Annotated in this window: 23 protein-coding genes and 1 tRNA gene; 14 read left to right on the plus strand and 10 right to left on the minus strand. The window is 57.5% G+C overall.

Annotated features, from left to right (window positions below; translation table 11 throughout):
- Window positions 1-63: 63 nt before the first annotated feature.
- Window positions 64-1,077, minus strand: a complete 1,014-nt coding sequence (gene asnA, locus ACGHP1_RS13400) for an aspartate--ammonia ligase (RefSeq protein WP_390509655.1) — start codon at window positions 1,075-1,077, stop codon at window positions 64-66.
- Between the two features lie 442 nt (window positions 1,078-1,519).
- Window positions 1,520-2,818: a phosphopyruvate hydratase gene (gene eno / locus ACGHP1_RS13405; protein WP_005942684.1), complete on the minus strand. Its 1,299-nt coding sequence runs from the start codon at window positions 2,816-2,818 to the stop codon at window positions 1,520-1,522.
- A 388-nt stretch (window positions 2,819-3,206) separates the two neighbouring features.
- Between eno and ACGHP1_RS13410 the strand changes: the two genes are divergently transcribed.
- The 6 genes from ACGHP1_RS13410 to ACGHP1_RS13435 all read left to right on the plus strand — a co-directional run bounded on the left by ACGHP1_RS13410 (window position 3,207) and on the right by ACGHP1_RS13435 (window position 9,750).
- A complete protein-coding gene (locus tag ACGHP1_RS13410) occupies window positions 3,207-4,628 on the plus strand; it encodes an MATE family efflux transporter (RefSeq protein ID WP_223388614.1) in 1,422 nt (473 codons plus the stop codon).
- A gap of 266 nt (window positions 4,629-4,894) precedes the next feature.
- Window positions 4,895-6,112 carry an ABC transporter substrate-binding protein gene (locus tag ACGHP1_RS13415; protein WP_097781300.1) on the plus strand — a complete coding sequence of 406 codons (1,218 nt, stop codon included), beginning with the start codon at window positions 4,895-4,897 and terminating at the stop codon, window positions 6,110-6,112.
- Window positions 6,113-6,283: 171 nt separating this feature from the next.
- On the plus strand, window positions 6,284-7,162 hold the full coding sequence (locus ACGHP1_RS13420) for a branched-chain amino acid ABC transporter permease (RefSeq protein ID WP_223388612.1): 879 nt from the start codon (window positions 6,284-6,286) through the stop codon (window positions 7,160-7,162).
- Window positions 7,163-7,175: 13 nt separating this feature from the next.
- Window positions 7,176-8,201 carry a branched-chain amino acid ABC transporter permease gene (locus ACGHP1_RS13425; protein ID WP_223388610.1) on the plus strand — a complete coding sequence of 342 codons (1,026 nt, stop codon included), beginning with the start codon at window positions 7,176-7,178 and terminating at the stop codon, window positions 8,199-8,201.
- Entirely contained in the window at window positions 8,194-9,033 is an 840-nt protein-coding gene (locus tag ACGHP1_RS13430) for an ABC transporter ATP-binding protein (RefSeq protein WP_005942660.1), read from the plus strand. The genes ACGHP1_RS13425 and ACGHP1_RS13430 overlap by 8 nt, the downstream gene beginning before the upstream one ends.
- 3 nt (window positions 9,034-9,036) lie before the next feature.
- A complete protein-coding gene (locus ACGHP1_RS13435; protein ID WP_005942657.1) occupies window positions 9,037-9,750 on the plus strand; it encodes an ABC transporter ATP-binding protein in 714 nt (237 codons plus the stop codon).
- A 63-nt stretch (window positions 9,751-9,813) separates the two neighbouring features.
- Here the strand turns inward: ACGHP1_RS13435 and ACGHP1_RS13440 are convergent, their stop codons facing one another.
- Complete coding sequence (locus ACGHP1_RS13440; RefSeq protein WP_005942653.1) at window positions 9,814-10,977, minus strand: DUF819 domain-containing protein; 1,164 nt, start codon at window positions 10,975-10,977, stop codon at window positions 9,814-9,816.
- Window positions 10,978-11,111: 134 nt separating this feature from the next.
- Here ACGHP1_RS13440 and ACGHP1_RS13445 point away from each other — a divergent pair, with 134 nt between their 5' ends.
- Window positions 11,112-12,209, plus strand: a complete 1,098-nt coding sequence (locus tag ACGHP1_RS13445) for a dipeptide epimerase (protein WP_097774465.1) — start codon at window positions 11,112-11,114, stop codon at window positions 12,207-12,209.
- A 128-nt stretch (window positions 12,210-12,337) separates the two neighbouring features.
- Here ACGHP1_RS13445 and ACGHP1_RS13450 read toward each other — a convergent pair whose 3' ends face one another.
- From ACGHP1_RS13450 to ACGHP1_RS13460, 3 genes are all read right to left on the minus strand, one after another.
- Entirely contained in the window at window positions 12,338-13,789 is a 1,452-nt protein-coding gene (locus ACGHP1_RS13450; protein ID WP_390509656.1) for an aminoacyl-histidine dipeptidase, read from the minus strand.
- Window positions 13,790-13,865: 76 nt separating this feature from the next.
- Complete coding sequence (locus ACGHP1_RS13455) at window positions 13,866-14,252, minus strand: FMN-binding protein (RefSeq protein WP_332376745.1); 387 nt, start codon at window positions 14,250-14,252, stop codon at window positions 13,866-13,868.
- Window positions 14,253-14,289: 37 nt separating this feature from the next.
- Window positions 14,290-15,948 carry a glutamine--tRNA ligase/YqeY domain fusion protein gene (locus ACGHP1_RS13460; RefSeq protein ID WP_005942643.1) on the minus strand — a complete coding sequence of 553 codons (1,659 nt, stop codon included), beginning with the start codon at window positions 15,946-15,948 and terminating at the stop codon, window positions 14,290-14,292.
- Window positions 15,949-16,355: 407 nt separating this feature from the next.
- On the opposite strand from ACGHP1_RS13460, the gene ACGHP1_RS13465 reads away from it, so the two are divergent.
- From ACGHP1_RS13465 to ACGHP1_RS13480, 4 genes are all read left to right on the plus strand, one after another.
- Window positions 16,356-17,240: a YitT family protein gene (locus ACGHP1_RS13465; protein ID WP_005942639.1), complete on the plus strand. Its 885-nt coding sequence runs from the start codon at window positions 16,356-16,358 to the stop codon at window positions 17,238-17,240.
- A gap of 86 nt (window positions 17,241-17,326) precedes the next feature.
- Window positions 17,327-17,399: transfer RNA gene (locus tag ACGHP1_RS13470), tRNA-Pro, on the plus strand.
- Window positions 17,400-17,840: 441 nt separating this feature from the next.
- Window positions 17,841-19,199, plus strand: a complete 1,359-nt coding sequence (locus tag ACGHP1_RS13475) for a citrate/2-methylcitrate synthase (protein ID WP_082210853.1) — start codon at window positions 17,841-17,843, stop codon at window positions 19,197-19,199.
- A 21-nt stretch (window positions 19,200-19,220) separates the two neighbouring features.
- The gene (locus ACGHP1_RS13480) at window positions 19,221-19,661 is read left to right on the plus strand and encodes a winged helix DNA-binding protein (RefSeq protein ID WP_390509658.1); all 441 of its coding nucleotides are present in this window, start codon (window positions 19,221-19,223) and stop codon (window positions 19,659-19,661) included.
- A 134-nt stretch (window positions 19,662-19,795) separates the two neighbouring features.
- Here ACGHP1_RS13480 and ACGHP1_RS13485 read toward each other — a convergent pair whose 3' ends face one another.
- The 3 genes from ACGHP1_RS13485 to ACGHP1_RS13495 form a co-directional block, all read right to left on the minus strand.
- Window positions 19,796-20,503: an LrgB family protein gene (locus tag ACGHP1_RS13485; RefSeq protein ID WP_298638691.1), complete on the minus strand. Its 708-nt coding sequence runs from the start codon at window positions 20,501-20,503 to the stop codon at window positions 19,796-19,798.
- Window positions 20,484-20,816 (minus strand): CidA/LrgA family protein, encoded by a 333-nt coding sequence (locus ACGHP1_RS13490; RefSeq protein ID WP_242702883.1) that lies wholly within the window; start codon window positions 20,814-20,816, stop codon window positions 20,484-20,486. The genes ACGHP1_RS13485 and ACGHP1_RS13490 overlap by 20 nt, the downstream gene beginning before the upstream one ends.
- 231 nt (window positions 20,817-21,047) lie before the next feature.
- The gene (locus tag ACGHP1_RS13495; protein ID WP_005942625.1) at window positions 21,048-21,479 is read right to left on the minus strand and encodes an Rrf2 family transcriptional regulator; all 432 of its coding nucleotides are present in this window, start codon (window positions 21,477-21,479) and stop codon (window positions 21,048-21,050) included.
- Window positions 21,480-21,701: 222 nt separating this feature from the next.
- Here ACGHP1_RS13495 and cysK point away from each other — a divergent pair, with 222 nt between their 5' ends.
- Both cysK and ACGHP1_RS13505 read left to right on the plus strand, forming a co-directional pair.
- Window positions 21,702-22,634, plus strand: a complete 933-nt coding sequence (gene cysK / locus ACGHP1_RS13500; RefSeq protein ID WP_349137538.1) for a cysteine synthase A — start codon at window positions 21,702-21,704, stop codon at window positions 22,632-22,634.
- Between the two features lie 93 nt (window positions 22,635-22,727).
- A complete protein-coding gene (locus ACGHP1_RS13505) occupies window positions 22,728-23,672 on the plus strand; it encodes a tRNA-dihydrouridine synthase family protein (protein ID WP_349137539.1) in 945 nt (314 codons plus the stop codon).
- 198 nt (window positions 23,673-23,870) lie between these two features.
- On the opposite strand, the gene ACGHP1_RS13510 is transcribed toward ACGHP1_RS13505, so the two are convergent.
- The gene (locus tag ACGHP1_RS13510; protein WP_097774456.1) at window positions 23,871-24,116 is read right to left on the minus strand and encodes an IreB family regulatory phosphoprotein; all 246 of its coding nucleotides are present in this window, start codon (window positions 24,114-24,116) and stop codon (window positions 23,871-23,873) included.
- A gap of 161 nt (window positions 24,117-24,277) precedes the next feature.
- Between ACGHP1_RS13510 and ACGHP1_RS13515 the strand changes: the two genes are divergently transcribed.
- The gene (locus tag ACGHP1_RS13515) at window positions 24,278-24,685 is read left to right on the plus strand and encodes a holo-ACP synthase (RefSeq protein ID WP_097774455.1); all 408 of its coding nucleotides are present in this window, start codon (window positions 24,278-24,280) and stop codon (window positions 24,683-24,685) included.
- Window positions 24,686-24,733 lie beyond the last annotated feature (48 nt).

Below are 24,733 nucleotides of genomic sequence, written 5' to 3' on the forward strand. Positions count from 1 at the left end.
AAAGGCAGGGTACCACCATGAGGGTGGTATCCTGCCTTTTGAATCTTTGTGTGGAAAACCTGCTTACAGCAGCGGGATGCCTGCCTTGGCGCAGGCTTCGCGGGTGGCTGCGTCCCAGACGCTGGCCTGCACTTCGCCAATGTGGGCGCTGCCCAGCAGCAGCATGCACAGGCGGCTCTGGCCGATGCCGCCGCCGATGGAGTAAGGCAGCTCACCGTTCAGTACGGCCTTGTGGAAGGGCAGGGCGCGGCGGTCGTCGCAGCCAGCCATGGTCAGCTGCTTGTCCATGCTTTCAGGGCTGACGCGGATGCCCATGCTGCTCAGCTCATAGCTGCACTGCAGCGGGTCGTTCCAGAACAGCAGATCGCCGTTCAGATCCCAGTCGTCATAGTCGGGGGCACGGCCGTCATGGGGCTTACCGCTCTTCAGCGGAGCGCCGATCTTCATCAGGAAGGTGGTGCCGTGCTCCTTCACAAAGGCGTTCTCACACTCCTTCGGGGTCAGGTCCGGGTACTGGTCCTCCAGCTCCTGCGTGGTGATGAAGGTGACGTTGGGGCTGTGCAGCGGCAGCTCCTGCAACTGGGGGAACATGGCGTGCAGGTTCATCTCGGTGGCGCAGACAGCGGACACGATGGAGCGCACCACGCTCTTGAGGTAAGCCTCGTTGCGGTCTTCCAGACGGATTACCTTTTCCCAGTCCCACTGGTCCACATAGATGGAGTGCAGGTTGTCCAGATCTTCGTCGCGGCGGATAGCGTTCATATCGCAGTACAGGCCCTTGCCCACACGGAAATCGTAGTCCTTCAGGGCCTTGCGCTTCCACTTTGCCAGTGACTGCACCACCTGTGCCTCAATGCCGCTTTCCTTGATATCAAAGGTAACCTTGCGCTCGACACCGTTCAGGTCATCGTTCAGACCGGTGGATGCTTCCAGAAACAGCGGAGCAGACACGCGGTACAGGTTCAGTGTGGCGCACAGGGTGTCGGCAAACAGACGCTTGACCGTACCAATGGCGCGCTGCGTGTCGTACAGGTTCAGCGCGGGCGTATAGTTTGCCGGGATGATGGTTTTGCTCATAACAAAATACCCCTCTTCTGTTGGATTCTGGCCCTGATTTCCCAGTACAGGGCACGGCTTTTGAACCGGAAAATACTTGTTTCATTATGGCATATTTTTTTAAGAAAGTAAAGTGAGAAGGCAAAAAAAGAGACCGCCGGTAAGGCAGTCCCGTTTCCGCAGTGAGAAGGGCGGCTTTGCATCAGCCGAAAAGCCCCTTCAGCAGGATCAGCAGCACTTTTACAAAATCGCCGGTGCCCAGCAGCTTGTGCAGAGAGATCAGAGTAGATAACATGAATGTTTTGCTCCTTTTTTGCAATTTCGGGCCAAAATGCCCGGCATGCATGGAATACGGCTGGGCAGAGCAGCGGATTGCAGGAAAAAATTGGGAGAAAACAAAACGGCACCCGCGCCGCTGCAAAAGCAGTACGGGTGCCGGAAGATCAATTGGTTTTCAACAGCTTCAGCGCTTTACGTTGAAAGCTGCCATGCCGGGGTAAACGGCGCTGCCGCCCAGCTGCTCCTCAATGCGCAGCAGCTGGTTGTACTTTGCAACACGCTCGGTACGGCTGGGAGCACCGGTCTTGATCTGGCAGGTGTTCAGCGCCACGGCCAGATCGGCAATGGTGGTGTCCTCGGTCTCGCCGGAGCGGTGAGAGCTGATGGCGGTGTAACCGGCCTTGTGGGCCATCTTGATGGCCTCCAGCGTCTCGGAAACAGAGCCGATCTGGTTCAGTTTGATCAGGATTGCGTTGCCTGCACCCAGCCCGATGCCCTTGGCCAGACGCTCGGTGTTGGTCACAAAGAGGTCGTCGCCCACCAGCTGGACCTTGCCGCCCAGCTCGCGGGTCATCTCCTGCCAGCCTTCCCAGTCCTCTTCATCCAGGCCGTCCTCGATGGAGATGATGGGGTACTTTTCCACCAGACTCTTCCAGTGTGCGATCAGCTCGCTGGAGGTGAACTCGGTGCCGGCCTTGGGCAGCTTGTAGAAGCCCTTGCCCTTGGGGCTCTTCCACTCGGAGGACGCGGCATCCATAGCCAGCATGAAGTCCTTGCCGGGCACGTAACCGGCCTTTTCGATGGCGGCCAGAATGGTCTCAATGGTCTCCTCGTCGCTGGACAGGTTGGGGGCAAAGCCGCCCTCATCGCCCACGGAGGTAGCCAGCCCCTTGGCCTTCAGGATGGAAGCCAGAGCGTGGAATACCTCCGCGCACCAGCGCAAAGCTTCCTTGAAGGAGGGCGCGCCCACGGGCATGATCATGAACTCCTGCGTATCCACGGTGTTGGTGGCGTGTGCGCCGCCGTTCAGAATGTTCATCATGGGCACGGGCAGGCGGTTGCCGTTCACACCGCCCAGAAAGCGGTACAGCGGCATATCCAGAGAAGCAGCGGCTGCACGGCAGGCGGCAATGGACACGGCCAGAATGGCGTTTGCGCCCAGATTGGATTTATCTTTGGTGCCGTCGGCCTTGATCATGGCAGCGTCGATGGCGTAGATGTCGGAGGCATCCATGCCCACAACAGCATCAGCAATGACGGTGTTGATGTTCTCAACAGCCTTGGTCACGCCCTTGCCCAGATAGCGGCCCTTGTCGCCGTCCCGCAGCTCCAGAGCTTCAAACTCACCAGTGGATGCGCCGGAAGGTGCGCAGCCGCGTGCCACAGTGCCGTCGGCCAGAGTGATCTCCGCTTCCACGGTGGGGTTGCCGCGGGAGTCCAGGATCTCGCGGCCTACAACAGATTCAATTTCCAGATAGTTCATCTCGAAAACCTCCTGAATATCATTTCCTTCCCTGTGCTGCCCGGGACGGGCAGACGGGTGACGGCCAATTATGATAGTTATGTCTAACTAACCAATAGTATCCTACCACGCTTTCCGGCCCGGTGCAAGAGCCGATGCGCATGTTTGTGGATGTAAACTTTTTAAGGGGCAAAAAACGGCAGCTGATGGGGCAGAACATTCCGGCAAAGCAGGAAACAGCTGGTCTCTACAGTTTGCCCACTGGCAGCAGCGGGGATGCGTCATGCCTATCATATTAATTTAATATGGCAGATATACTAAAATTTTTCTTTACTTTTTGTCAGGATGACTCTATACTGTTTTTGGTTCTAATATGTTTCTTTATGGTAGATAGAGGAGGATTTTCTATATGAATAAGGATCTGACGGTCGGCAAGCCGTCACAGGTTTTGTGGCAGTTCTGCCTGCCCATGTTCGGCAGCATCATCTTCCAGCAGCTGTACAACATTGCCGACAGCCTTGTTGCAGGCAAGTTCATCGGCGAGAATGCACTGGCTGCTGTGGGCAACAGCTACGAGATCACCCTGATCTTCATTGCATTTGCCTTTGGCTGCAACATTGGCTGCTCGGTCATCGTGTCCCGCTACTTTGGCGCAAAGGACTACGATGAGATGAAGACTTCGGTCTACACTTCCCTGATCGGCTCTGCCGTGCTGTGCGCCGTGCTGATGCTGATCGGCCTTGTGGGCTGCCACAGCCTGCTGGAGCTCATCAACACCCCGGAGGAGATCCTTGCGGATTCTTCGCTGTATCTGGATATCTACGTGCTGGGCCTGCCCTTCATGTTCTTCTACAACATCGCCACCGGCATCTTCTCCGCTCTGGGCGACAGCAAAACGCCCTTCTATTTTCTGGCAGTCTCGTCCCTGTCCAACATCGGCGTGGACATCCTGTTCGTGGCCGGTCTCAAGATGGGCGTAGCCGGTGTGGCATGGGCCACCTTCCTGTGTCAGGGTGTGAGCTGCGTGCTGGCCATGGTGGTGGTGTTCCGCCGCATCAGCGCCTTCAAATCCAAGAACAAGGTCGTGCTGTTCTCCTGGAACATGCTGGGCAAGGTAGCCATGGTCGCCATCCCCAGCATCCTGCAGCAGAGCTTCGTCTCTGTGGGCAACATCATCCTGCAGAGCGTCATCAACACCTTTGGTGCCAGCGTCATTGCAGGCTACTCTGCAGCCGTCAAGCTGAACAACATGGTCATCACTTCCTTTACCACGCTGGGCAACGGCATCTCCAACTACACCTCCCAGAACATGGGCGCGGGCAAGATGGACCGTGTGCACAAGGGCTTTGGCGCAGGCCGCAATCTGGTGTGGATCATCTGCGTGCCCATCGTGCTCCTGTACTTCTTCTTCGGCCGCTTCCTGCTGCTGCTGTTCATGAATGACCCGCAGGGTCCGGCCATCGACACCGGTATGCTGTTCCTGCGCATCCTGTCTCCCTTCTATTTTGTGGTGTCGCTCAAGCTGGTCACTGACGGCATCCTGCGCGGCTGCGGCATGATGGTGCGCTTTATGATCGCCACCTTCTCCGACCTGATCCTGCGCGTGGGCATCGCCATTGTGCTGAGCAGCACTGCTCTGGGCAGCACGGGCATCTGGATGGCATGGCCCGTGGGCTGGTGCATCGGCACCGGCCTGTCGCTGGTGTTCTACTTCACCGCCATCCGCAAGGTCCTTGCAGAGTCTCTGGCCAAAGCGGAAGCAGAGGGCAAAGCTGCCGAGGCACGTGCAGAGGCCGAGTTCGCCGCAGATGCCGAAATGGAGACCCTGTAACCCTTTTGCAACTTGTGAATTGTGTTCACCTGACACACAAACAAAATGAAGCAATTGAAATAGTGCACAAAACAGACCCATTGCTTTTGGCTATTTTGGCGACAAAGTCCACAAAATGCCCCTGAAAGTATGGACGGTTTGTGAATTGCGGATTTTGGCTCACAGGTCTATAATATTGATAACGAAGCAAGGTCGCTTTGAGGGAAAGAGGGCCTTGCTTCCGTTTTTATACTGAAGCACGAATGCTCCTAAGGAGGATATTCACTATGAAAAAGATGATTTCTCGTCGTAATTTCCTGGCCGCTGCAGGTGTTGTTGCTGCAGCCGGCGTTCTGACTGCATGCGGCGGTTCTTCCAACAGCACTGCTGCTTCCGCCTCTACCGCAGCTTCTGGTGCCGCTGCTTCCGGCGACACCATCAAGGTGGGCGTTCTTGGACCTCTGACCGGTGATGTTTCCGTTTACGGTCAGGCCGTTGTCAACGGCGCTACCCTGTACCTGAAGCAGGTCAACGAAAAGGGCGGCATCAACGGCAAGCAGCTGGAGATCATCGCCATGGATGAGCAGGGCGATGCAACTCAGGCTGTTACCTGCTTCACCAAGATGTGCGATCAGGGCATCACCGCTCTGGTGGGCGATGTTACCACCACCCCGACTCTGGCACTTGCTGCCGAGAGCGCAGACTACAACATGCCCATGGTCACCGCTTCCGCTACCGCTGAGGCTGTCACCTACGATGCCGAGACCGACACCGTGAACGAGAATGTGTTCCGCGCAACCTTCACCGACCCGTTCCAGGGCATCAAGATGGCTGACTACGCTTACCAGCGGTTGGGCTACACCAAGGCAGCCGTCATCTTCCAGAAGGGCGCTGACTACAACGAGGGTCTGGCAGAGAACTTCGTCAACGAGTTCGAGAGCCTGGGCGGCACCATCGTCGATCAGGAGACCTACTCTGAGGGCGATGTGGACTACAAGACCCAGCTGACCACCATTCTGGGCAAGGCTCCCGAAGTGGTGTTCTGCCCCAACTACTATCAGGAAGTCGGTCAGATCCTGGCTCAGGCTGAGAGCATCGGTCTGGCAGTTCCCTTCCTGGGCGGCGACGGCTGGGATGGTCTGGAAGGCTACGCAACTGCCGACCAGCTGAAGGATGCCTACTTCTGCGCAAACTACGCAAAGGGCTCCAACCCCGACTTTGAGGATGCCTACAAGGCTGAGTACGGTGAGGAGTACCCCAACGGCTTCGCTCCTCTGGGCTACGATGCTGCCATGACCGTTGTCTATGGCATTCAGGCTGCTGAGGATGCCGGTCTGGCTGCCGGTGATGACGACTATAAGCAGGCCGTCATCGATGCTATCGCAGGCGGCACCATCGATGGCATCACCGGCACCTTCACCTTCGATGAGCACCACAACCCCGTCAAGCAGACCGCTATCCTGTGCTTCGACGGTGCAACCCCCGTTCTGAAGGAAATGTTCTGATCTGCTTTGATCCTGCGCACCGGTGTGCGGCATAAAGGCAGCACTCAGAAATAAAAGACCCATTGCGGAGACCGCCGGAACAGGTTTTGCTCGGCCGTCTCCGCTTTTTTGGTAAAAAAGTGCATTCCCCAAAAGGCGTGCAAACGCCGCAAAGAAAGGAAGTATCAGTCCATGACAGTGTTTTTTAGCCAGCTGATCAACGGCTTGTCCCTTGGCAGCATCTATGCACTGATCGCACTGGGTTACAGCATGGTGTACGGCATCATCCTGCTGCTGAACTTTGCCCATGGCGATGTCATTATGGTTGGTGCGTACATGTCCTGGTTCGTGATGAATCAGCTGGGCCTTGGCCCGGTCACTGCTGTGTGCGCCACCATCATCACCTGCACGCTGCTGGGCGTTGTGATCGAGAAGATCGCCTACACCCCGCTGCGCAGCGCACCCCGTATCTCCCTGCTGATCACGGCAATCGGCGTGTCCTTCTTCCTGGAGTACACTGCAGAGCTGATCCTTGGTTCCGGTGCAAAGGTCATTCCGGCCTACTACACCAACCAGACCTTCCGCATCGGCTCTGTGCCGCTGGGCCTCACCTCTGTCATCACCCTGCTGGTCACGGTGCTGTCCATGCTGGTGCTCACCTTCCTTGTGCAGAAGACCAAGCTCGGCAAGGCCATGCGTGCCGTGTCTGAGGATATGGACGCTGCCCGCCTGATGGGCATTAACGTCAACAGCACCATTTCCTTTACCTTTGCGGTGGGCTCCGCACTGGCCGGTATCGGCTCGGTGCTGTACTGCTGCAGCTACCCGCAGGCGACCCCCACCATGGGCTCCATGCTTGGCCTGAAGGCCTTCGTTGCAGCCGTTCTGGGCGGCATCGGCTCCATCCCCGGTGCCATGATCGGCGGCATCGCCATCGGCCTGTGTGAGTGCTTTGTTTCCGCCATCGGCCTTTCCGCATGGAAGGATGCCGTCACGTTTGCGATCCTGATCATCGTGCTGCTGGTCAAGCCCACCGGCTTCCTTGGCCGCAAGGTTCAGGAAAAGGTGTAAGGAGGGCATGAAGATGAATACCAAACGCAAAACGCTCAAAATGCCCGTGCGCTACCTGATGAACGCCGTGCTGGTGGCTCTGCTGTTCGTGGGCCTGTCCTTCCTCACCCAGAACGTGCTGTCCACCTACCAGAACAAGGTGCTTCTCACCGTGGGCATCAACATCATTCTGGCTGTCTCGCTGAACGTTGCCACCGGTTATCTGGGCCAGCTGCCGCTGGGCCACGCCGGTTTCATGGCCGTGGGTGCTTACACCTGTGCCCTGTTCACGAAATACAGCAATCTGCCCTCCGGTGTCGCTTTTGTCGTGGGTCTGGTGCTGGCCTGCATCGTGGCGGGCCTGTTCGGCGTGCTGATCGGCATTCCTGCTCTGCGCCTGACCGGTGATTATCTGGCCATCCTGACGCTGGGCTTTGGCGAGATCATCCGCATCACCCTGAACAACATCGATGATGTGCTGGGCTTCAAGCTGTTCTACGGTGCCAAGGGCCTGAAGAACATCCCCAAGTATTCTAACTTCGCCAATGTGTTCATCTGCGTGGTCATTACCTGCTTTGCCATCCACGCCATGATGAAGAGCCGCCACGGCCGTGCCGTGCTGGCCATCCGCGATAACGAGATCGCTGCCGAAAGCTGCGGCATCCAGACTACTTATTATAAGGTCATGGCCTTTGCATTCTCCGCCGCCTTTGCCGGTCTGGCCGGCGGCCTGTACGCCTGCTATCTGGGCGTTCTGGACCCCTCCACCTTCGGCTTCATGAAGTCCATCGAAATTCTGGTCATGGTGGTTCTGGGCGGCATGGGCTCCATGCTGGGCTCCATCCTGTCCGCGACCGTGCTTACCATTCTGCCCGAGGCGACCCGCAGCTTTGACAGCTACCGCATGGTAGTCTACTCGCTGGTGCTGGTCCTCATGATGATCTTCCGTCCGGGCGGCCTGCTTGGCAGCTACGACTTCTCCATGAACCGCATTGTGGAAAAGATCATGAACGGCGAACTGTTCCAGAAGAAAGCAAAGGAGGGCAAGGACCATGAGTGAATACCAGACTAAGCTGCACAGTGTGCCCTCCGGCGGCTTTTTGACCGACCGCGACAAGGACAAAAAGCCCATTCTGGACGTGCGTGAGCTGGGCATCGACTTCGGCGGTCTGACCGCCGTGGATGGCTTCAACCTGATGATCGGCCGCAACGAGATTACCGGTCTGATCGGCCCCAACGGTGCCGGTAAGACCACCGTGTTCAACCTGCTGACCAACGTCTACCAGCCCACCCGCGGCTCCATCCTGATCGATGGTATGCCCACCGCCGGCAAAAAGACCTATCAGGTCAACCGCATGGGCGTGGCCCGTACCTTCCAGAACATCCGCCTGTTCAAGGAACTGAGCGTCATCGATAACATCAAGGTGGGCCTGCACGAGTCCATGAAGTACAATCTGGCCTCCTCCCTGATCCGCCTGCCCAACTACTGGAAGGAAGAGAAGAAGTGCACCGAGCGTGCTCTGGAGCTGCTGGATATCTTCCACATGGCAGACCTCGCCAATGTGCAGGCAGGCAGCCTGCCCTACGGCGCACAGCGCCGTCTGGAGATCATGCGTGCACTGGCCACCAGCCCGAAGCTGCTGCTGCTGGACGAGCCTGCTGCCGGTATGAATCCCTCCGAGACTGCAGAGCTGACCGAGACCATCCGCCGCATCCGCGACGAGTTCAACATCGCCGTGCTGCTGATCGAGCATGATATGAGCCTGGTCATGGGCATCTGCGAGGGCATTGCCGTGCTGAACTTCGGCCGCATCATCGCCAAGGGCACGCCGGATGAGATCCGCAACAACCCGCAGGTCATCGAAGCCTATCTGGGCAAGAAGGAGGGCTAAGCCATGGCTGATACGTTACTGAAAGTTGATAACATCAACGTCTATTACGGCAACATCCACGCCGTCAAGGACATCTCCTTCGAGGTGGATCAGGGCGAGATTGTCACCCTGATCGGTGCCAACGGTGCTGGCAAATCCACCACCTTAAAGACCATTTCCGGCCTGCTGAAGCCCAAGACCGGCGACATCCTGTACAAGGGCAGCAGCATCAAGGGCATGCGCGCCCACAAGATCGTGGAAGCAGGCCTTGCCCATGTGCCGGAAGGCCGCCATGTGTTCCTGCACATGACCGTGGAAGAAAATCTGGACATGGGTGCATACACCCAGCCTGCTTCCACCATTGCACCCAACAAGGAAAAGGTGTTTGAGCTGTTCCCCCGCCTGAAGGAGCGCCGCAAGCAGCTGGCCGGTACCATGTCCGGCGGCGAGCAGCAGATGCTGGCTATGGGCCGTGCACTGATGAGCAACGCTTCCATGCTGATGCTGGACGAGCCTTCCATGGGCCTTTCGCCGCTGCTGGTGCAGGAGATCTTCGACATCATCCAGAACGTGCACAAGGAAGGCATGACCATCCTGCTGGTGGAGCAGAACGCACAGATGGCTCTTTCCGTGGCAGACCGTGCCTATGTCCTTGAGACGGGCCGTGTAGTCATGGAGGGCACTGGTGCCGAACTGCTGACCAACGAGCGCGTGCGCAGCGCATATCTGGGCGGCTAAGCAAAAAATCGTATAAGAAAAGGGGCTGTTGCACATGCAACAGCCCCTTTTTTGCAGTATTTGTTATGCCAGCAGAGACATGATATTTGCGGTGATCAAGCCGCCTGCCGTGCCAATGACGTAGCCCATCAGAGCCATCAAAACGCCAACAGGCACCAGAGCGCCGCTGTAGGCACCAGCCAGAATGGGAGCGGATGCGGAACCGCCGATGTTTGCCAGAGATGCAACACCGCAGGTGAACATATCCAGATGGAAGATCTTTGCCAGCAGCACCAGAATGATGCCGTGGATGGCCAGGATCATAAAGCCTGCCAGGATCCATGCGGGTGCATCGGTCAGCTCCAGGAAGCTTGCGCGGGAGGCAAGCAATGCCACCACGGAGTACAGCAGCAGGTTGGACAGCTCGGTGCTGCCTGCCATGCGGCCCACGGGGGTGACAGCGCCGATCAGGCCGGACAACGTGATGAGCAGGACGGTCCAGGTGGCCTTGTCCAGGAAGGGCATTGCGCCGTTCAGGGCTGCGCCGATGTCCTGACCGAAGGCGGAGATCACCAGAGCCAGACCCAGCAGGAAGATCAGGTTGACAAAGCTGGCCTTATCCTCGTTGCCCTTTGCGTCCTCTTCCAGACGGCGGGACACTTCATCCAGCGTGGTGGTGTCGGCCTTGACCCACTTGTTGAACTTGGGAGCAAGGTTGATGGCCCACAGCAGGAACATGACCCAGATGGAGTAGTCAATGGAGTCCACCACCAGTGCGTAGGCCATGTCAGCTTCGCCGATGTCCAGCGCAGCCTGCACGGCGATCATGTTGCCGGAGCCGCCCATCCAGCTGCCGCACAGAGCGCCCAGTGCCTTCCATGCTTCGGAGCCAAGGGGCCCCTTCATGATGGCGAAGGTGGCAATGAAGGCCAACGAGATGGAGACGGAAGCGGCAAAGAAGCCGCCCAGCATCTTGGGACCCAGCTTGATGATCTTGCGGATGTCGCAGCGCAGCAGCATCAGGAAGATCATTGCATACAGCAGGTTGTTTTTCAGCACGGAGTAGGCAGGCTTGGTGGCCTCCATGTCCCATGCACCCAGCGTGCAGAGAATCATGGTAATGAGGTACAGCAGAACGATAGGTGGTGCATAGTCGAAGAATTTCGACTTCGTGTAGCGTTGCAGCCACACCAGCAGTGCGGCAATGAACACCAGCACGGCGATGTAGGTGAAACCGTTTGTGATCATGAACCCAATCCCCTTTCTTTTTGTGCAATTTTTTGCGGACAATTGTCTTTACAATATCGACAATTTCGTATACAATACTACCATAGATTTCATAATCTGGCAACATTTTTTTATCGAAAGGGGTAGGTTTTTGCATGAAAATCACGGAAGTACGTCTCGGTCTGATCTCCGTGCCGCTGCGCGTGCCTTTTAAGACGGCTCTGCGCTCGGTCAGCAGCGTGGAGGATGTGATCGTAGAGATCCACACCGACACCGGCGCTGTGGGTTATGGTGAGGCACCTCCCACCGGTGTGATCACCGGCGACACCACCGGTGCCATCATCGGTGCCATCCGCGACCATATCGCAAAGACCATCATCGGCCGCGATGTGGACGACTTTGAAGACCTGATGATCGCACTGAATGCCTGCATCCAGAAGAACACCAGCGCCAAGGCTGCTGTGGATATGGCCCTGTGGGATCTGTACGGCCAGCTGTACAAAATCCCTGTGTACAAGCTGATGGGCGGCGCAAAGAAGTCCATCGTCACCGACATCACCATCAGCGTCAACGACCCCGAAGAGATGGTGCGCGATGCCCTGAACGCCATCGACCGCGGCTACGACTGCCTGAAGGTCAAGGTGGGCAAGGAGCCGGAAAAGGATATTGCACGCCTGAGCGCCATCCGCGGTGCTGTGCCCAAGGAGACCTGCATCCGCATCGACGCAAATCAGGGCTGGACCCCCAAGGAAGCCGTGCGCATCCTGAACGGAATGCAGGAGAAGGGCCTTGATCTTGAATTCGTGGAGCAGCCGGTCAAGGCCCACGATTTTGAAGGCCTGAAGTATGTTACCGAGCGCTCCTATGTGCCGGTGCTGGCCGACGAGAGCGTGTTCTCCCCGCAGGACGCACTGACCATCATGCAGATGGGAGCCGCAGACCTCGTGAACATCAAGCTGATGAAGTGCGGCGGCCTGTACAACGCCCTCAAGATCGCATCCGCTGCCGAGGTGTACGGCGTGGAGTGCATGATCGGCTGTATGCTGGAAGCCAAGATCAGCGTGAATGCCGCCGTGCATCTGGCCTGCGCAAAGCAGATCATCACCCGCGTGGATCTGGACGGCCCCGTGCTGTGCAGTGAGGACCCCATCCTCGGCGGTGCAGTGTTCAACGAAAAAGACATCACGGTTTCCAACGAGCCGGGCCTTGGCATCAAGGGCATTGAGCCGGGCAAGATCAAGTATTTGGACTGACCCTCTCAGCTTCACTTCGTTCAGCAGCTCCCCCGAAAGGGGGAGCTTTTTGCATCTTTACAGTCAGCACAAAGAAAGCTCCCCCTTTCGGGGGAGCTGGCACAGCGCAAGCTGTGACTGAGAGGGTTTTACTCTTTGTAAGCCAGAATAGCCTTCAGGTATTCCCACACACGGGCCACCGATGCAATGTCGGCGCGCTCATTGGGGGTGTGGACGTGCAGCAGGTTCGGGCCGAAGGAGATGCAGTCCAGCCCTTCGATCTTGCCCGAGAGGATACCGCATTCCAGGCCCGCATGAATGGCAACGATCTGGGGCTTTGCACCGTACTGCGCCTCGTACACAGCTACGCAGCGGTCGCGCAGGGCGCTTTCGCGGGCGTAGGTCCAAGCAGGGTAGTCGCCGTGGAACCGCACGCTGCCGCCCAGCAGCTCGGTCAGGGTCTGTACCTTGCAGCACAGCAGCTCCTTGGCCGAAGGCATCGAGCTGCGGATGGAAAAGCGCAGAATGGCTTCCTGCTCGTCCATCTCGGCAACGCCCAGATTCAGCGAGGTCTCCACAAGGCCGGGCACATCCATGCTCATGCTCTGCACACCCCAGGGCATCAGCAGCAGGGCTTTGCGCAGACGCTCGGCGGAGTTCGCATCCAGTGCATCGTATTCGCCGCAGCCCTCCTCGGTGAGCTGCAGGCAGATGGCGGGGTCTGCAGTGCCGAATTCTGCTTTCATCTGCGCGGTAAAGTCTGCCCCGGCAGCGCGCACGGCTTCGGTGATACCGGCGGGCAGCACCAGCGTAACGCTGCTTTCTTTCGGGATGACGTTTTCCTTTGCACCGCCGGAGAGGGTGAGCACAGCGTACTCTGCACCGTGGTCAGACAGCAGGGTCAGGTAGCGCCCCAGCAGAGCGATGGCGTTGGCGCGGCCTTTGTGAATCTCGGTGCCGGAGTGCCCTCCCGCAAGCCCCGCGATGTCCGCCTTCACGGCGGTGCCGGTCACAGGAACACGGGCAATGGGCAGATGGCATTCAACGCGGCGTCCGCCTGCACAGCCTGCGGTCAGCACTCCTTCTTCCTCGGAGTCGATGTTCACCAGAATCCGGCCCTCAAGGTCAGAAAAATCCATGGCAGATGCACCCAGCAGGCCCACCTCCTCGCAGACGGTCAGCACGACCTCCAGCGCAGGGTGGGGAATGTCCTTTGCGTCCAGAACAGCCAGCGCATAGGCCACGGCAATGCCGTCGTCGCCACCAAGGGTCGTGCCCTCGGCGCACACATAGCCGCCGTCTACGACCGGGTGGATGGCATCCTTCTCAAGATCCAGCGGGCAGTCGGCGGTCTTGTCGCCCACCATGTCCAGATGGCCCTGCAGGATCAGGCCCGGCTCCTTCTCGTATCCGGGTGTGGCCGGTGCCTTAATGAGCACATTGCCCATCTCGTCCTGACGGCAGGAAAGGCCGTGGGCCTTGGCGAACTGCACGCAGTAGTCGCTCAGTGCCTTTTCGTGGTGGGAGGTGTGCGGAATGCCGCAGATCTCCTCAAAGTAATAAAAAACCGAAGCTGGTTCCAGATTGGATAATACGCCCATAATGTTCCCTCTCCTTGTGCTGTATTTTAAGAAAGAAGACCGGCAGAGCTGTGAGCCATGCCGGTCTTTCGGGTCTTTACTCTGCCTGACTCAGGCAGTCGTCCATGGCGGTGAACACAGCGTCGCTGGTCATGGTAGCACCGGCAACAGCGTCCACACCGCTGGTGGAACCGGCCTTGGTCAGCTGGTCTGCCAGAGTTTCAGCAGCGGTGCCACCCAGTTCGGGAGTCTCGCCGGATGCATCGATCTCCACACCGGTCACCCGGCCGCCGGTGACAGTGACGGTGACGGTCACATCACTCAGGCAGCCCTGAGCGCTGGACGTATAGATGCCATCCGTCAGGCTGGCGGCGTTGTCGGCAGCGGGCACAGTGCCGGTGTTCTTGATGTACAGGCCGAGCACAACTGCCATAATGACAGTGACAACAGCCATGATGATAACATTCCGGGTGAGTTTCTTCATAAAAGATCAAATGCTCCCTTTTGACGTGATATATTTTTTACTTTGCGGGTTTGAAACTGTCGCGCAGGGTGACGACGCGGTTGTAAACGCCGGGGTTCTTGGAGTCCGGGGTAAAGAAGCCGGTGCGCACGAACTGGAACTTCTCACCGGGCTTTGCGTCCTTCAGGCTTTCTTCCAGCTTGCAGCCCTTGCACACAACAACGCTTTCCGGATTCAGGTAGTCCTTGTAGTCGCTGCCCTCGGGGATGGCGTTCATGTTGGCCTCGGTGAACAGCTTGTCGTACAGGCGCACCTCGGCATCCACGGCATGGGCGGCACTCACCCAATGGATGGTGCCCTTGACCTTGCGGCCGTCGGCGGGATTGCCGTTGCCCGTCTCAAGGTCGGCGGTGCAGTGGATGGCGGCAATGCTGCCGTCGGCATTCTTCTCCACGCCGGTGCACTTGACGATGTAAGCGCCCATCAGACGCACCTCACCGCCAATGGTCAGGCGCTTGAACTTGGGAGGCGGCACCTCGGCAAAGTCCTCATTCTCGATCCACAGCTCTTTGGTAAAGGCCACCTTGCGGGTGGTGGTATCGTTGGCTTCGCGGTTGGGGTTGTTGGCTACATCAAAGTACTCGGTCTTGTCCTCCGGGTAGTTGTCTACGATCAGCTTTACGGGGTCCAGCACGGCAATGCGGCGCTGAGCGGTCAGGTCCAGCTCGCTGCGGATGCAGGCTTCCAGCTGGCGCATGTCGATCAGGTTGTCGGATTTAGAAATGCCGGCCTCCCGCACGAAGGTGAAGATGGAGGTGGGGGTGTAGCCGCGGCGGCGCAGGCCGCACAGGGTGGGCATACGGGGGTCGTCCCAGCCGTCCACAATGCCCATTTCCACCAGCTCACGCAGGTAGCGCTTGCTCATGACGGTGTTGGTCATGTTCAGGCGTGCAAACTCGCGCTGCTTGGGGAAGGCAGTGCCGAAAATGTTCTCGATGACCCAGTTGTACAGCGGACGGTGGTTCTCGAACTCCAGACTGCACATGCTGTGGGTGATGCCCTCAATGGCATCCTGAATGGGGTGTGCGAAGTCGTACATCGGGTAGATGCACCACTTGCTGCCCTGACGGTGATGCTCGGCGTACTTGATGCGGTAGATAGCCGGGTCACGCATGTTCATGTTGGGGCTGGCCAGATCGATCTTGGCACGCAGGGTCTTTTCGCCCTCCTGGAACTCACCGGCACGCATCCGGCGGAACAGGTCAAGATTCTCTTCCGGGGTGCGGTCGCGCCACGGAGAGGGACGGGAAGGCTTGCCGGCATCGGCACCGCGGTACTCGCGCATTTCGTCGCGGGTCAGGTCGTCCACGTAGGCCTTGCCCTCCATGATGAGCTTTTCGGCATACTCGTAGCATTTATCAAAGTAGTCGCTGCCGTAGAAGATGCCGCCGTTGGGGTCGGCACCCAGCCAGTGCAGATCCTCGATGATGCTGTTCACGTACTCCTCACCCTCGCGGGCAGGGTTGGTGTCGTCCAGACGCAGGTTGAACTTACCGCCGTACTGGTTTGCAATGGACCAGTTGATGTAGATGGCCTTGGCACTGCCAATGTGCAGGTAGCCGTTTGGCTCGGGCGGGAAGCGGGTATGGATCTCGCTGATCTTGCCCTCGGCCAGATCAGCGTCGATGATGTCGGTCAGAAAGTTTTTATCTGCCATGTGTTTTCCCCCTGTCAAAGGCACAAAGTGCCTATATATTCCATAATACTATATAATACACTATTCTGCCGATTTCTTCAAGAGAAAACCCTCTCAGTCTCGCATACGCTCGCCAGCTCCCCCGAGAGGGGGAGCTTAACTCCTCCAGTCACCTTCGGTGCCAGCCCCCTCAGAGATGGGGCCCTTGGCAGTACGGTAAAGCTTTCTCTCTTTGCCAAAGGCTCCCTCCCCGAGGGAGCTGGCAAAGCCGTCAGGCTTTGACTGAAGGAGTTCTCCCATCCGAAAAATCCCCAATTCATGTTGTTTTCCACAACTTTTTCCCTATCCCTTGACACCGCCGTGCAAGGAGAGTATATTTTTGCATGGCATACAGCGCATTTTGCCGTGTTTAAAATAGGAGGAACCCCATGAACAGTTTAAAAGAAGCGTTCAGCAGGAAAAATATGCTGAAGAATTTAAATTTCTTCGGTGAGCTGAATCTCGGCCTGATCCTGACGGCGGTCGGCATCGTTTACTTTAAAAATCCCAATCATTTTGCATTTGGCGGCACCTCGGGCCTGTCCATTCTGCTGGCAGACCTGTTCCCTAAGATCAACGTGGGCGGCTTTATGTGGATCATCAACCTGATTCTGGTGGTGCTGGGCTTCGTCTTTCTGGGCATCAAGACCATGGGCTGGACGATCTATTCTTCCTTTGCGCTGTCCTTTTTTGTGTCGGTGTGCGAGTGGCTCTATCCCGTCAACGTTTCCATGAGCGGCGATGCCATGCTGGATCTGGTGTTCGCCGTGTTCCTGCCGGCTCTGGGTGCGGCGATCGTGTTCGACATCGGTGCATCCACCGGCGGTACGGATATTGTGGCCCTGATTCTGGCAAAATATACCTCTATGGAGATCGGCAAAGCCCTGATGGTCAGCGATATCCTCATTGTGCTGGCGGCGGCATGGCGGTTCGGCATGGGCACCGGCCTTTACTGCATCCTTGGCCTGATCGGCAAGAGCTTTGTGGTGGACGGTGCCATCGAGAACATCCGCCTGCGCAAGGTGTGCACCATCGTGACGTCCAACCCGCAGCCCATTCTGGACTTCATCATCAAGGAAATGAACCGTTCCGCTACCGTGGAAAAGGCTTACGGCGCTTACACCCACCACGAGTTGAGCGTGCTGGTGACGGTGCTGACCCGCCGTCAGGCCCTGCAGCTGCGCAACTTCCTGCGGGAGAACGACCCCCGGAGCTTTATCACCATCGTCAACTCCAGCGAGATCATCGGCAAGGGCTTCCGCTCCTTTAATTAAAGGCACGGCAGGGCCACGCCGCTATTGACGAACCGCTCCAAAAACGATATACTATATTCCGGCGGTGCAGCAGTGCCGCCGGATGCCGGGGTGTTGCGCAGTTGGTAGCGCGCCTGCTTTGGGAGCAGGAGGCCGCGAGTTCGAGTCTCGCCACTCCGATATGACAAAAAGCCACGATGAACCGTTTACAAATGCGGTTTCGTCGTGGCTTTATTTGTTGCCAGTCCCCTGAGATTCGGCTGGAAGATACCTTATTTGTGCGTTACCATCTTAAAAACCGCCCCTGCGCTAAAGGGCAAATGCGCACCCGGCAGCTTTCCGATTTTGTTCTTTTTTTATTTACAAACAGTACCTTGACACCGAAATATCCTTTTTGTAATCTTAAAGAGTATTCTGAATGTAAGTGAATGCCGTCCCGAATCAATACGGTTTTTTCGGGCAGGACGGCAGGAAGTTTCTCCAGCGAATGTCCTGGGGGTGGTACCCTGCTGCCACAGGCAGTAGGGCGGGACTGAAGTTCCGGGCTGTTCGCAGAGAAAACTTCCTGATGGCCTGCCAAGTGAGCGCAAGCTGACGGCAATGGGAAAGGAGCAACTACCAATGGATCATCTGCAGAACGTAATGGGATACTTCGACCAGCAGCAGCCGCTGTGCGCCGAACACGACCGCATCAGCAAGGACCTGTACAAGGAGTTTGGCGTTAAAGCGGGCCTGCGCGACGAAAACGGCAAGGGCGTGCTGGCAGGCCTGACCAATATCTCCGATATCCGCGCCTTCCAGTATGTGGACGGAGTGAAAAAGCCTGCCGACGGTCAGCTGCTCTACCGCGGCTACGACGTGAAAGACCTGATCCGCGGGTCGTCCGGCAGCCGCTTTGCCTTTGAGGAAGCGGGCTATCTGCTACTGTTTGGTGAGCTGCCCACGCAGGAAAAGCTGGAAGAGTTCTGCCGCGTGCTGGGCGAGTGCCGCACCATGCCCACCAACTTTACCCGTGATGTGATCATGAAGGCCCCCAGCCACGATATCATGAACTCCATGGCCCGCAGCGTGCTCACACTGGCATCCTACGACCCCAAGGCCGGTGATCTGGAAATTTCCAATGTGCTGCGCCAGAGCATCCAGCTGGCCGGCATCTTCCCCATGCTGGCCGTGTACAGCTACCATGCCTATAACCACTACGAAAAAGACGGCAGCATGTACATCCACCGGCCGGACCCGGAGCTTTCCACCGCAGAGAACTTTTTGCGGATGCTGCGCCCGGATATGAAGTACACCGAGCTGGAAGCCCGCGTTCTGGATGTGGCATTGCTGCTGCACGCCGAGCACGGCGGCGGCAACAACTCCACCTTTACCACCCGCGTGGTCACTTCGTCTGGCACCGATACCTACTCGGCCATGGCGGCTGCCCTGTGCTCCCTCAAAGGCCCGCGCCATGGCGGTGCCAACCTGATGGTGATGCAGATGATGCAGAACATCCGCGAAAACCTGCACGACACCGAGGACGATGAAGAGCTGGAAGCCTACCTGAAAAAGCTGCTGCACGGCGAAGCATTTGACCGCAAAGGCCTGATCTACGGCATGGGCCACGCGGTGTACTCCCTCAGTGACCCCCGTGAGGTAGTATTCAAGGGCTATGTGGAACAGCTGGCCCACGAGAAGGGCCGCGACAAGGACCTTGCCCTTTACAACAAGATCGAGCACATGGCCCCGCAGCTGATCGCGGAGGAGCGCAAAATTTTTAAGGGTGTCAGCCCCAATGTGGACTTCTACAGCGGCTTTGTGTACGATATGCTGGGCATCCCCATGGAGCTGTACACGCCGCTGTTCGCCGTGGCCCGCGTGATGGGCTGGAGCGCCCACCGCATTGAAGAGCTGCTCAGCGCAAACAAGATCATCCGCCCGGCCTACAAGAGCCTTGGCGGCACCCACGAATATATCCGCCGCAATGAGCGGGAATAACAGGGAGGATACATGATGAGCATGGAACTGAAACATCACCCGGAAGAATGGTTCTTCCTGCACAATTTTGATATCGACAAGGTGTTCAGCACCATCCAGCGGGCGGATTACCTGATCTTATATTACATCAAGATGCAGGCTGAACAGCACCCGGACAGTAAGGTTTATCTGGCTGACCTTGCTGCCGTGATGGGCCTGAAGGTGACAGAGCTTTCCAAGGCCGTTGAAAAGCTGCAGGACAAGGGCTTTGTGGCATGGAAGACCGACCGTGAAGCGGGCCGCACCTATGTGGAGCTTTCCAGCAAGGCTGTGGAGCTGATGGCGGAGGAGCGCGCGTTCATGCAGCGCTGTTACGCCCGCCTGCGTGCAGAGCTTGGCGACGAAGAACTGCATCGTGCAGTAAGCACCATGCAGAGCGTGACGGCCATCCTGAAGGATGAACGGGAACACAGCGGCGTATAAAAACAGCCTCAACGAAAAAATGAGATAGACTTCCCCGAAAGGGGTTGCCTATCTCATTTTTTGTTGTAAACTGAGGTTCCCGGGTCAACAAATAAATTCTACTGAAAAAAGCCAGAGCGGCTATTTTAAATCGTTTACCGGATCAGGTTCACAAACACCGGGCAGAGCACTGCGGTCAGCACACCGGCCACCGCAATGGAAAGGCCGCTCATGGCACCTTCCACCTCGCCCATCTGCAGGGCTTTGCTGGTGCCCACGGCATGGGCCGAAGTTCCGATGCCCACGCCCTTGGCGATGGGGTCGGTGATGTGGAACATCTTGCACACCGTCTCAGCCAGCAGCGCTCCCACGATGCCGGTAACAATGACGATCGCACCGGTCAGGGCAGCAATGCCGCCCAGCTCAGCGGCCACATCCATGCTGATGGCGGTGGTCACGGATTTGGGCAGCAGGGTGGCATACTGCTCACGGGTCAGGTCCAGCGCCAGTGCCAGCGCCAGTGCGCTGCCAAGGCTCACCAGCGTGCCCACCGAGATACCCGCAATGATGGCGGCGGCGTTCTCTTTCAGCAGGTCGATCTTTTCATACAGCGGAATGGCCAGTGCCACGGTGGCGGGCAGCAGCAGATAGTTCACCGGTGCCGCGCTGGCCTTGTAGTCTGCATACGGGATGCCGCACACCGACAGAAAGATGATCACAAAGATGCTGCCCAGCAGCAGCGGGTTAAAAATGGCTTTGCCTGTCACTTTATTGATAAGGGTGCCCAGTGCAAACGCGGCCAGCGTAAGCAGAACGCCCCATGCTGCGGAGCCGGACAGAAAATCATTCAGCAGCTGCGTCATTGTCAGCCTCCTTTTTCTTGCGGCCGGTCAGGGCCTGCGTGGTCTTGCCTGCACTCACCATCACCAGCACAGTGACCGGGATAATGGCAACGAGGATGGGCAGCAGCATCTCGCCCATCTCTGCCCACAGTTCCATCACACCGGCGGCAGCGGGCACGAACAACAGCGGGAAGATGCCTGTGAGATAGGTTCCAACCTCTTTCACATCGTCCAGCTTTACCAGCTTGAAGTTCAGCGCTGCCAGCAGCAGCACCAGACCGTAGACGCTGGCCGGGACCGGCAGTGGCAGCACTACATGAAGGATCTCGCCCAAAAAACAAAACGCAAGAATGCGCGCAAACTGAAAAATATATTTCGTAGTAAAGTTCCCCTTTCCTCGATCAAAAGCGTAAATGGACACATCAAGGGTAAAGTATACCGCAGGAGCCCCAATCCATCAACCGTGATTCTGGATAAGAAAAATTGCACATTTCGCCGAGAACTGTGCAAAAAAAGGCGCGCCGGTCAAGCCGGTGCGCCTTTTTGCATGTTATCAGAAATACCGTCAGATCACATAATCATTCCCAGCCTGATCAGGCCGGGCGAGATCGGCCAGTGTGATATTGCCGAAATAATTGGAGATCAGATCGTCCAGCCCCTTCCACATCTCGTAGGTGCGGCAGTTTGCCATGCGGGAGCAGGGGGTCGCATTGGGGGTCAGGCAGCTCACCGGCGCAAGGCTGCCCTCGGTCAGCATCAGGATCTCGCCCACGGTGTACTGATCCGGGCTGCGGGTGAGCCGGTAGCCGCCGCCCTTGCCGCGCAAGCCCTCCAGAAAGCCGTTCTGCACCAGCACCTTAAGGATGTTTTCCAGATATTTTTCCGAGATCTCCTGCCGGGCAGCGATCTCCTTGAGAGGGACATATTTTTCAGACTGATGCTCGGAAAGGTCGATCATCACGCGCAGTGCATAGCGCCCTTTGGTGGACACGATCATAATAGTGTACTTCCTTTGTTGGTTATAGATTGAGTTTTTAACCTATTATACAACAGGGTAAATAATATTTCAATCCCACTTTTTTCAAAAAATCCATTGACAACCGCACAGAACGGGTCTATAATACCATCAAACCCACAAATGATGTTGGTATAAAGGTTTTAGAATCGGGTCGTCCAGCAGGGCACATGTGCCCATAACTGTATCAGAGAGGAAACTACAATGAGCAAGATTTATACTGCCGCAGATCAGCTGATCGGTCATACTCCGTTGCTGGAGCTGACCCACATTGAAAAGGAGCAGGAGCTGCCTGCCCACATCATTGCCAAGCTGGAATACTTCAATCCGGCCGGTTCTGTCAAGGATCGCATCGCCAAAAAGATGATCGATGATGCCGAGGAAAAGGGCCTGCTGAAGGAAGGTTCCGTGATCATTGAGCCTACCTCCGGCAATACTGGCATCGGTCTGGCCGCTGTGGCAGCCGCCAAGGGCTACCGCATCATCATCGTGATGCCCGAGACCATGAGCGTGGAGCGCCGCCAGCTGATGAAGGCTTACGGTGCAGAGCTGGTGCTGAGCGAGGGTGCCAAAGGCATGAAGGGTGCCATTGCCAAGGCCGACGAGCTGGCAAAGGAGATCCCGAATTCCTTCATCCCCGGCCAGTTCGTGAACCCGGCCAACCCTCAGGCCCACATCGAGACCACCGGCCCCGAGATCTGGGAGGACACCGACGGCAAGGTGGATATCTTTGTGGCAGGCGTGGGCACCGGCGGCACCGTGACCGGCGTGGGCCAGTACCTGAAGAGCAAGGATCCGAACGTCAAGGTGGTGGCTGTAGAGCCTGCTTCCTCTCCTGTGCTGAGCAAGGGCACCGCAGGCGCACACAAGATCCAGGGCATCGGCGCGGGCTTTGTGCCGGACGTACTGGACACCAAGGTGTATGACGAAATCATCGCCGTGGAGAACGACGATGCCTTTGCCACCGGCCGTCTGATCGGCCACAAGGAAGGCGTGCTGGTGGGTATCTCCTCCGGTGCTGCTGTTTATGCTGCCCTGCAGCTGGCAAAGCGCCCGGAGAATGCCGGTAAGAACATCGTGGTCCTGCTGCCCGATACCGGTGACCGCTACCTGTCCACCCCGCTGTTTGCAGACTGATCTTTCAAAAAGCTCACTTCTCCCGTTCTGTGACTTCACAGGATGGGAGTTTTTTGTTACAATATCCCTATCAAACACTTTGGAGATTTGCCCATGAATTACTATGCTGCCCCCATGGAGGGCCTGACCGACCGGGTGTGGCGGCAGGCACACCAGAAATGGTTCGGCCCTGCTGGCAATGCCGACCGCTACTATGCCCCTTTCATCTCCCCGCCGGAGAACCGGGTTCTCATTAAAAAGAAGATGGCCGAGCTTGCCCCTGCGGCAAACCCCGGCGCACCGGTGATCCCGCAGCTGCTGGCAAAGGACGGCGAACTTGCCGCATGGATGATCGGCGAGCTGCGCGGCCTTGGCTACACCGAGGTGAACCTGAACCTCGGCTGTCCTTCCGGCACCGTCACCGCCAAAGGCAAGGGTTCCGGGATGCTGCGCGACCCCGTCAAGCTGGACGCTTTTCTTGCCGCCGTATTTGCCAATGCGGAAGGGCCTATCTCGGTCAAGACCCGGCTGGGCGTGGAAAAGCCGGCAGAATTTGCTGCCATTCTGGACATCTATAACCGGTATCCCATCTGTGAGCTGACCATCCACCCGCGTGTGATGCGCCAGCTCTACCGCGGGCAGGCCGACCGTGCCGCTTTTGCTGCCTCCCTGCCCGGGTGCCGGATGCCCGTGTGCTACAACGGCGATGTGACCACCGCTGCGGACCTGCACACGTTGGAAGCGCAGTATCCGCAGCTGTCCGGCATCATGGTGGGGCGCGGCATCATTGCGGACCCGGCGCTCTTCCGTGAAGCACGCGGCGGCGCACCGGCCGCACGGGAAGAGCTGCGCGGATACCTTGACGACCTCTACCACGGATACTCCGAACTGTTCGGCAGCGCCGGGTGCGCGGTGAGCCGCATGAAGGGACACTGGTTCTACCTCATCCACAAGTTTGAGGGGGCCGAAAAGCTGGAAAAGCAGCTGCGCAAGGCGCGGGAACCGTGGGAATATGAGGTCGTCGTAAACCAGATCTTTACGCTGCCGTTCCGGCCGTGACGGTTGGAATGGCCTCCGTTTCGCTCTGGCCATCTTCAGCGAAAATTTTATTTTATATAGTTGCAATTCAGAAAGATCTGCGGATTTTTCTGAATTGCGTTTTCACCGGAGGGGCTGTAACGGTAAACGGCATCTGCATTCTATTATGAAAAAGCCCCGCCATCATAGCGACGGCGGGGCATGAGCAGACAAGCGATATCAGACGTTCAGATAACTGCGCAGCATGGCCTGCAGCAGATCGTCACGATCCACCTTGCGGATCATGGAACGGGCATTTTTATAGGTCGTGATGTAGGTGGGGTCTTCGGACAAGATATAGCCCACCAGCTGATTGACCGGATTATAGCCTTTTTCCTTTAAAGCATCGTACACCTGCTGTACGATCTCATGGATCTCATAGTCCTTTTTGTCGTGGATCGAAAAAATAGCGGTCTCGCCACTCACGGAATACACCCCCTTAGGAAGAACTACATTCATTGTACACGAATTGCGAGGAAACTTCAAGCTAAACAGACCGGATTTGCACAGTTTGCATAAAATTTCCGGTCCTGATTTTGCAGGCTGACGGCCTGCACCGCCGCAAATGCGGCAGAAGGAGGGCCTTTATGCTGTATGGCATCGGCTGCGACCTGTGCGAGATCGCGCATCTGGAAAAAAGCCTTACCGGCGCACACGCTGCAGCCTTTATCCGCCGGGTGTACGGCGAGGCCGAACGCGCTGCGCTGAGCCTTGACGAACCACTGCCCGCCGGGCGCAGCGCCGCCCACCGGCTTGCCAGCGCCGCAGCCAACTTTGCCGCCAAGGAAGCCTTTTTAAAGGCGGCAGGCACCGGCCTGCGGGAGCCGTTCTCCCTGTGTGAGATCGAGGCTGTCCGGCTGGAAAGCGGTGCACCTGCCTATCATTTTTCCGGCCAAACGGCGGAATGGATGCAGGCCCATGGCCTTGCCGCCCGGCTTTCTCTGAGCCACGAGGGCGGCATGGCGCTGGCCTTCTGCATACTGGAAACTCTATAAGCCTTTGTGCATACAATGGAATATCCCCTGCGCTGCATAACCGGCGCG

It is taken from the genome of Faecalibacterium sp. i21-0019-B1 (genome assembly GCF_042852915.1).
In the GTDB taxonomy this organism is placed as follows: Bacteria; Bacillota; Clostridia; order Oscillospirales; family Ruminococcaceae; genus Faecalibacterium; species Faecalibacterium taiwanense.

What these genes read in the sequence shown, in the direction of transcription:
- ACGHP1_RS13425 (WP_223388610.1), top strand. Translation starts at nt 7,176, where the DNA reads ATGAATACCAAACGCAAAACGCTCAAAATGCCCGTGCGCTACCTGATG.
- eno (WP_005942684.1), bottom strand. Translation starts at nt 2,818, where the DNA reads ATGAACTATCTGGAAATTGAATCTGTTGTAGGCCGCGAGATCCTGGAC.
- ACGHP1_RS13480 (WP_390509658.1), top strand. Translation starts at nt 19,221, where the DNA reads ATGGAACTGAAACATCACCCGGAAGAATGGTTCTTCCTGCACAATTTT.
- ACGHP1_RS13505 (WP_349137539.1), top strand. Translation starts at nt 22,728, where the DNA reads ATGAATTACTATGCTGCCCCCATGGAGGGCCTGACCGACCGGGTGTGG.
- ACGHP1_RS13455 (WP_332376745.1), bottom strand. Translation starts at nt 14,252, where the DNA reads ATGAAGAAACTCACCCGGAATGTTATCATCATGGCTGTTGTCACTGTC.
- ACGHP1_RS13435 (WP_005942657.1), top strand. Translation starts at nt 9,037, where the DNA reads ATGGCTGATACGTTACTGAAAGTTGATAACATCAACGTCTATTACGGC.
- ACGHP1_RS13485 (WP_298638691.1), bottom strand. Translation starts at nt 20,503, where the DNA reads ATGACGCAGCTGCTGAATGATTTTCTGTCCGGCTCCGCAGCATGGGGC.
- ACGHP1_RS13420 (WP_223388612.1), top strand. Translation starts at nt 6,284, where the DNA reads ATGACAGTGTTTTTTAGCCAGCTGATCAACGGCTTGTCCCTTGGCAGC.
- ACGHP1_RS13410 (WP_223388614.1), top strand. Translation starts at nt 3,207, where the DNA reads ATGAATAAGGATCTGACGGTCGGCAAGCCGTCACAGGTTTTGTGGCAG.
- ACGHP1_RS13415 (WP_097781300.1), top strand. Translation starts at nt 4,895, where the DNA reads ATGAAAAAGATGATTTCTCGTCGTAATTTCCTGGCCGCTGCAGGTGTT.
- cysK (WP_349137538.1), top strand. Translation starts at nt 21,702, where the DNA reads ATGAGCAAGATTTATACTGCCGCAGATCAGCTGATCGGTCATACTCCG.
- ACGHP1_RS13440 (WP_005942653.1), bottom strand. Translation starts at nt 10,977, where the DNA reads ATGATCACAAACGGTTTCACCTACATCGCCGTGCTGGTGTTCATTGCC.
- ACGHP1_RS13460 (WP_005942643.1), bottom strand. Translation starts at nt 15,948, where the DNA reads ATGGCAGATAAAAACTTTCTGACCGACATCATCGACGCTGATCTGGCC.
- ACGHP1_RS13515 (WP_097774455.1), top strand. Translation starts at nt 24,278, where the DNA reads ATGCTGTATGGCATCGGCTGCGACCTGTGCGAGATCGCGCATCTGGAA.
- ACGHP1_RS13465 (WP_005942639.1), top strand. Translation starts at nt 16,356, where the DNA reads ATGAACAGTTTAAAAGAAGCGTTCAGCAGGAAAAATATGCTGAAGAAT.
- ACGHP1_RS13495 (WP_005942625.1), bottom strand. Translation starts at nt 21,479, where the DNA reads ATGATCGTGTCCACCAAAGGGCGCTATGCACTGCGCGTGATGATCGAC.
- asnA (WP_390509655.1), bottom strand. Translation starts at nt 1,077, where the DNA reads ATGAGCAAAACCATCATCCCGGCAAACTATACGCCCGCGCTGAACCTG.
- ACGHP1_RS13430 (WP_005942660.1), top strand. Translation starts at nt 8,194, where the DNA reads ATGAGTGAATACCAGACTAAGCTGCACAGTGTGCCCTCCGGCGGCTTT.
- ACGHP1_RS13450 (WP_390509656.1), bottom strand. Translation starts at nt 13,789, where the DNA reads ATGGGCGTATTATCCAATCTGGAACCAGCTTCGGTTTTTTATTACTTT.
- ACGHP1_RS13445 (WP_097774465.1), top strand. Translation starts at nt 11,112, where the DNA reads ATGAAAATCACGGAAGTACGTCTCGGTCTGATCTCCGTGCCGCTGCGC.
- ACGHP1_RS13475 (WP_082210853.1), top strand. Translation starts at nt 17,841, where the DNA reads ATGGATCATCTGCAGAACGTAATGGGATACTTCGACCAGCAGCAGCCG.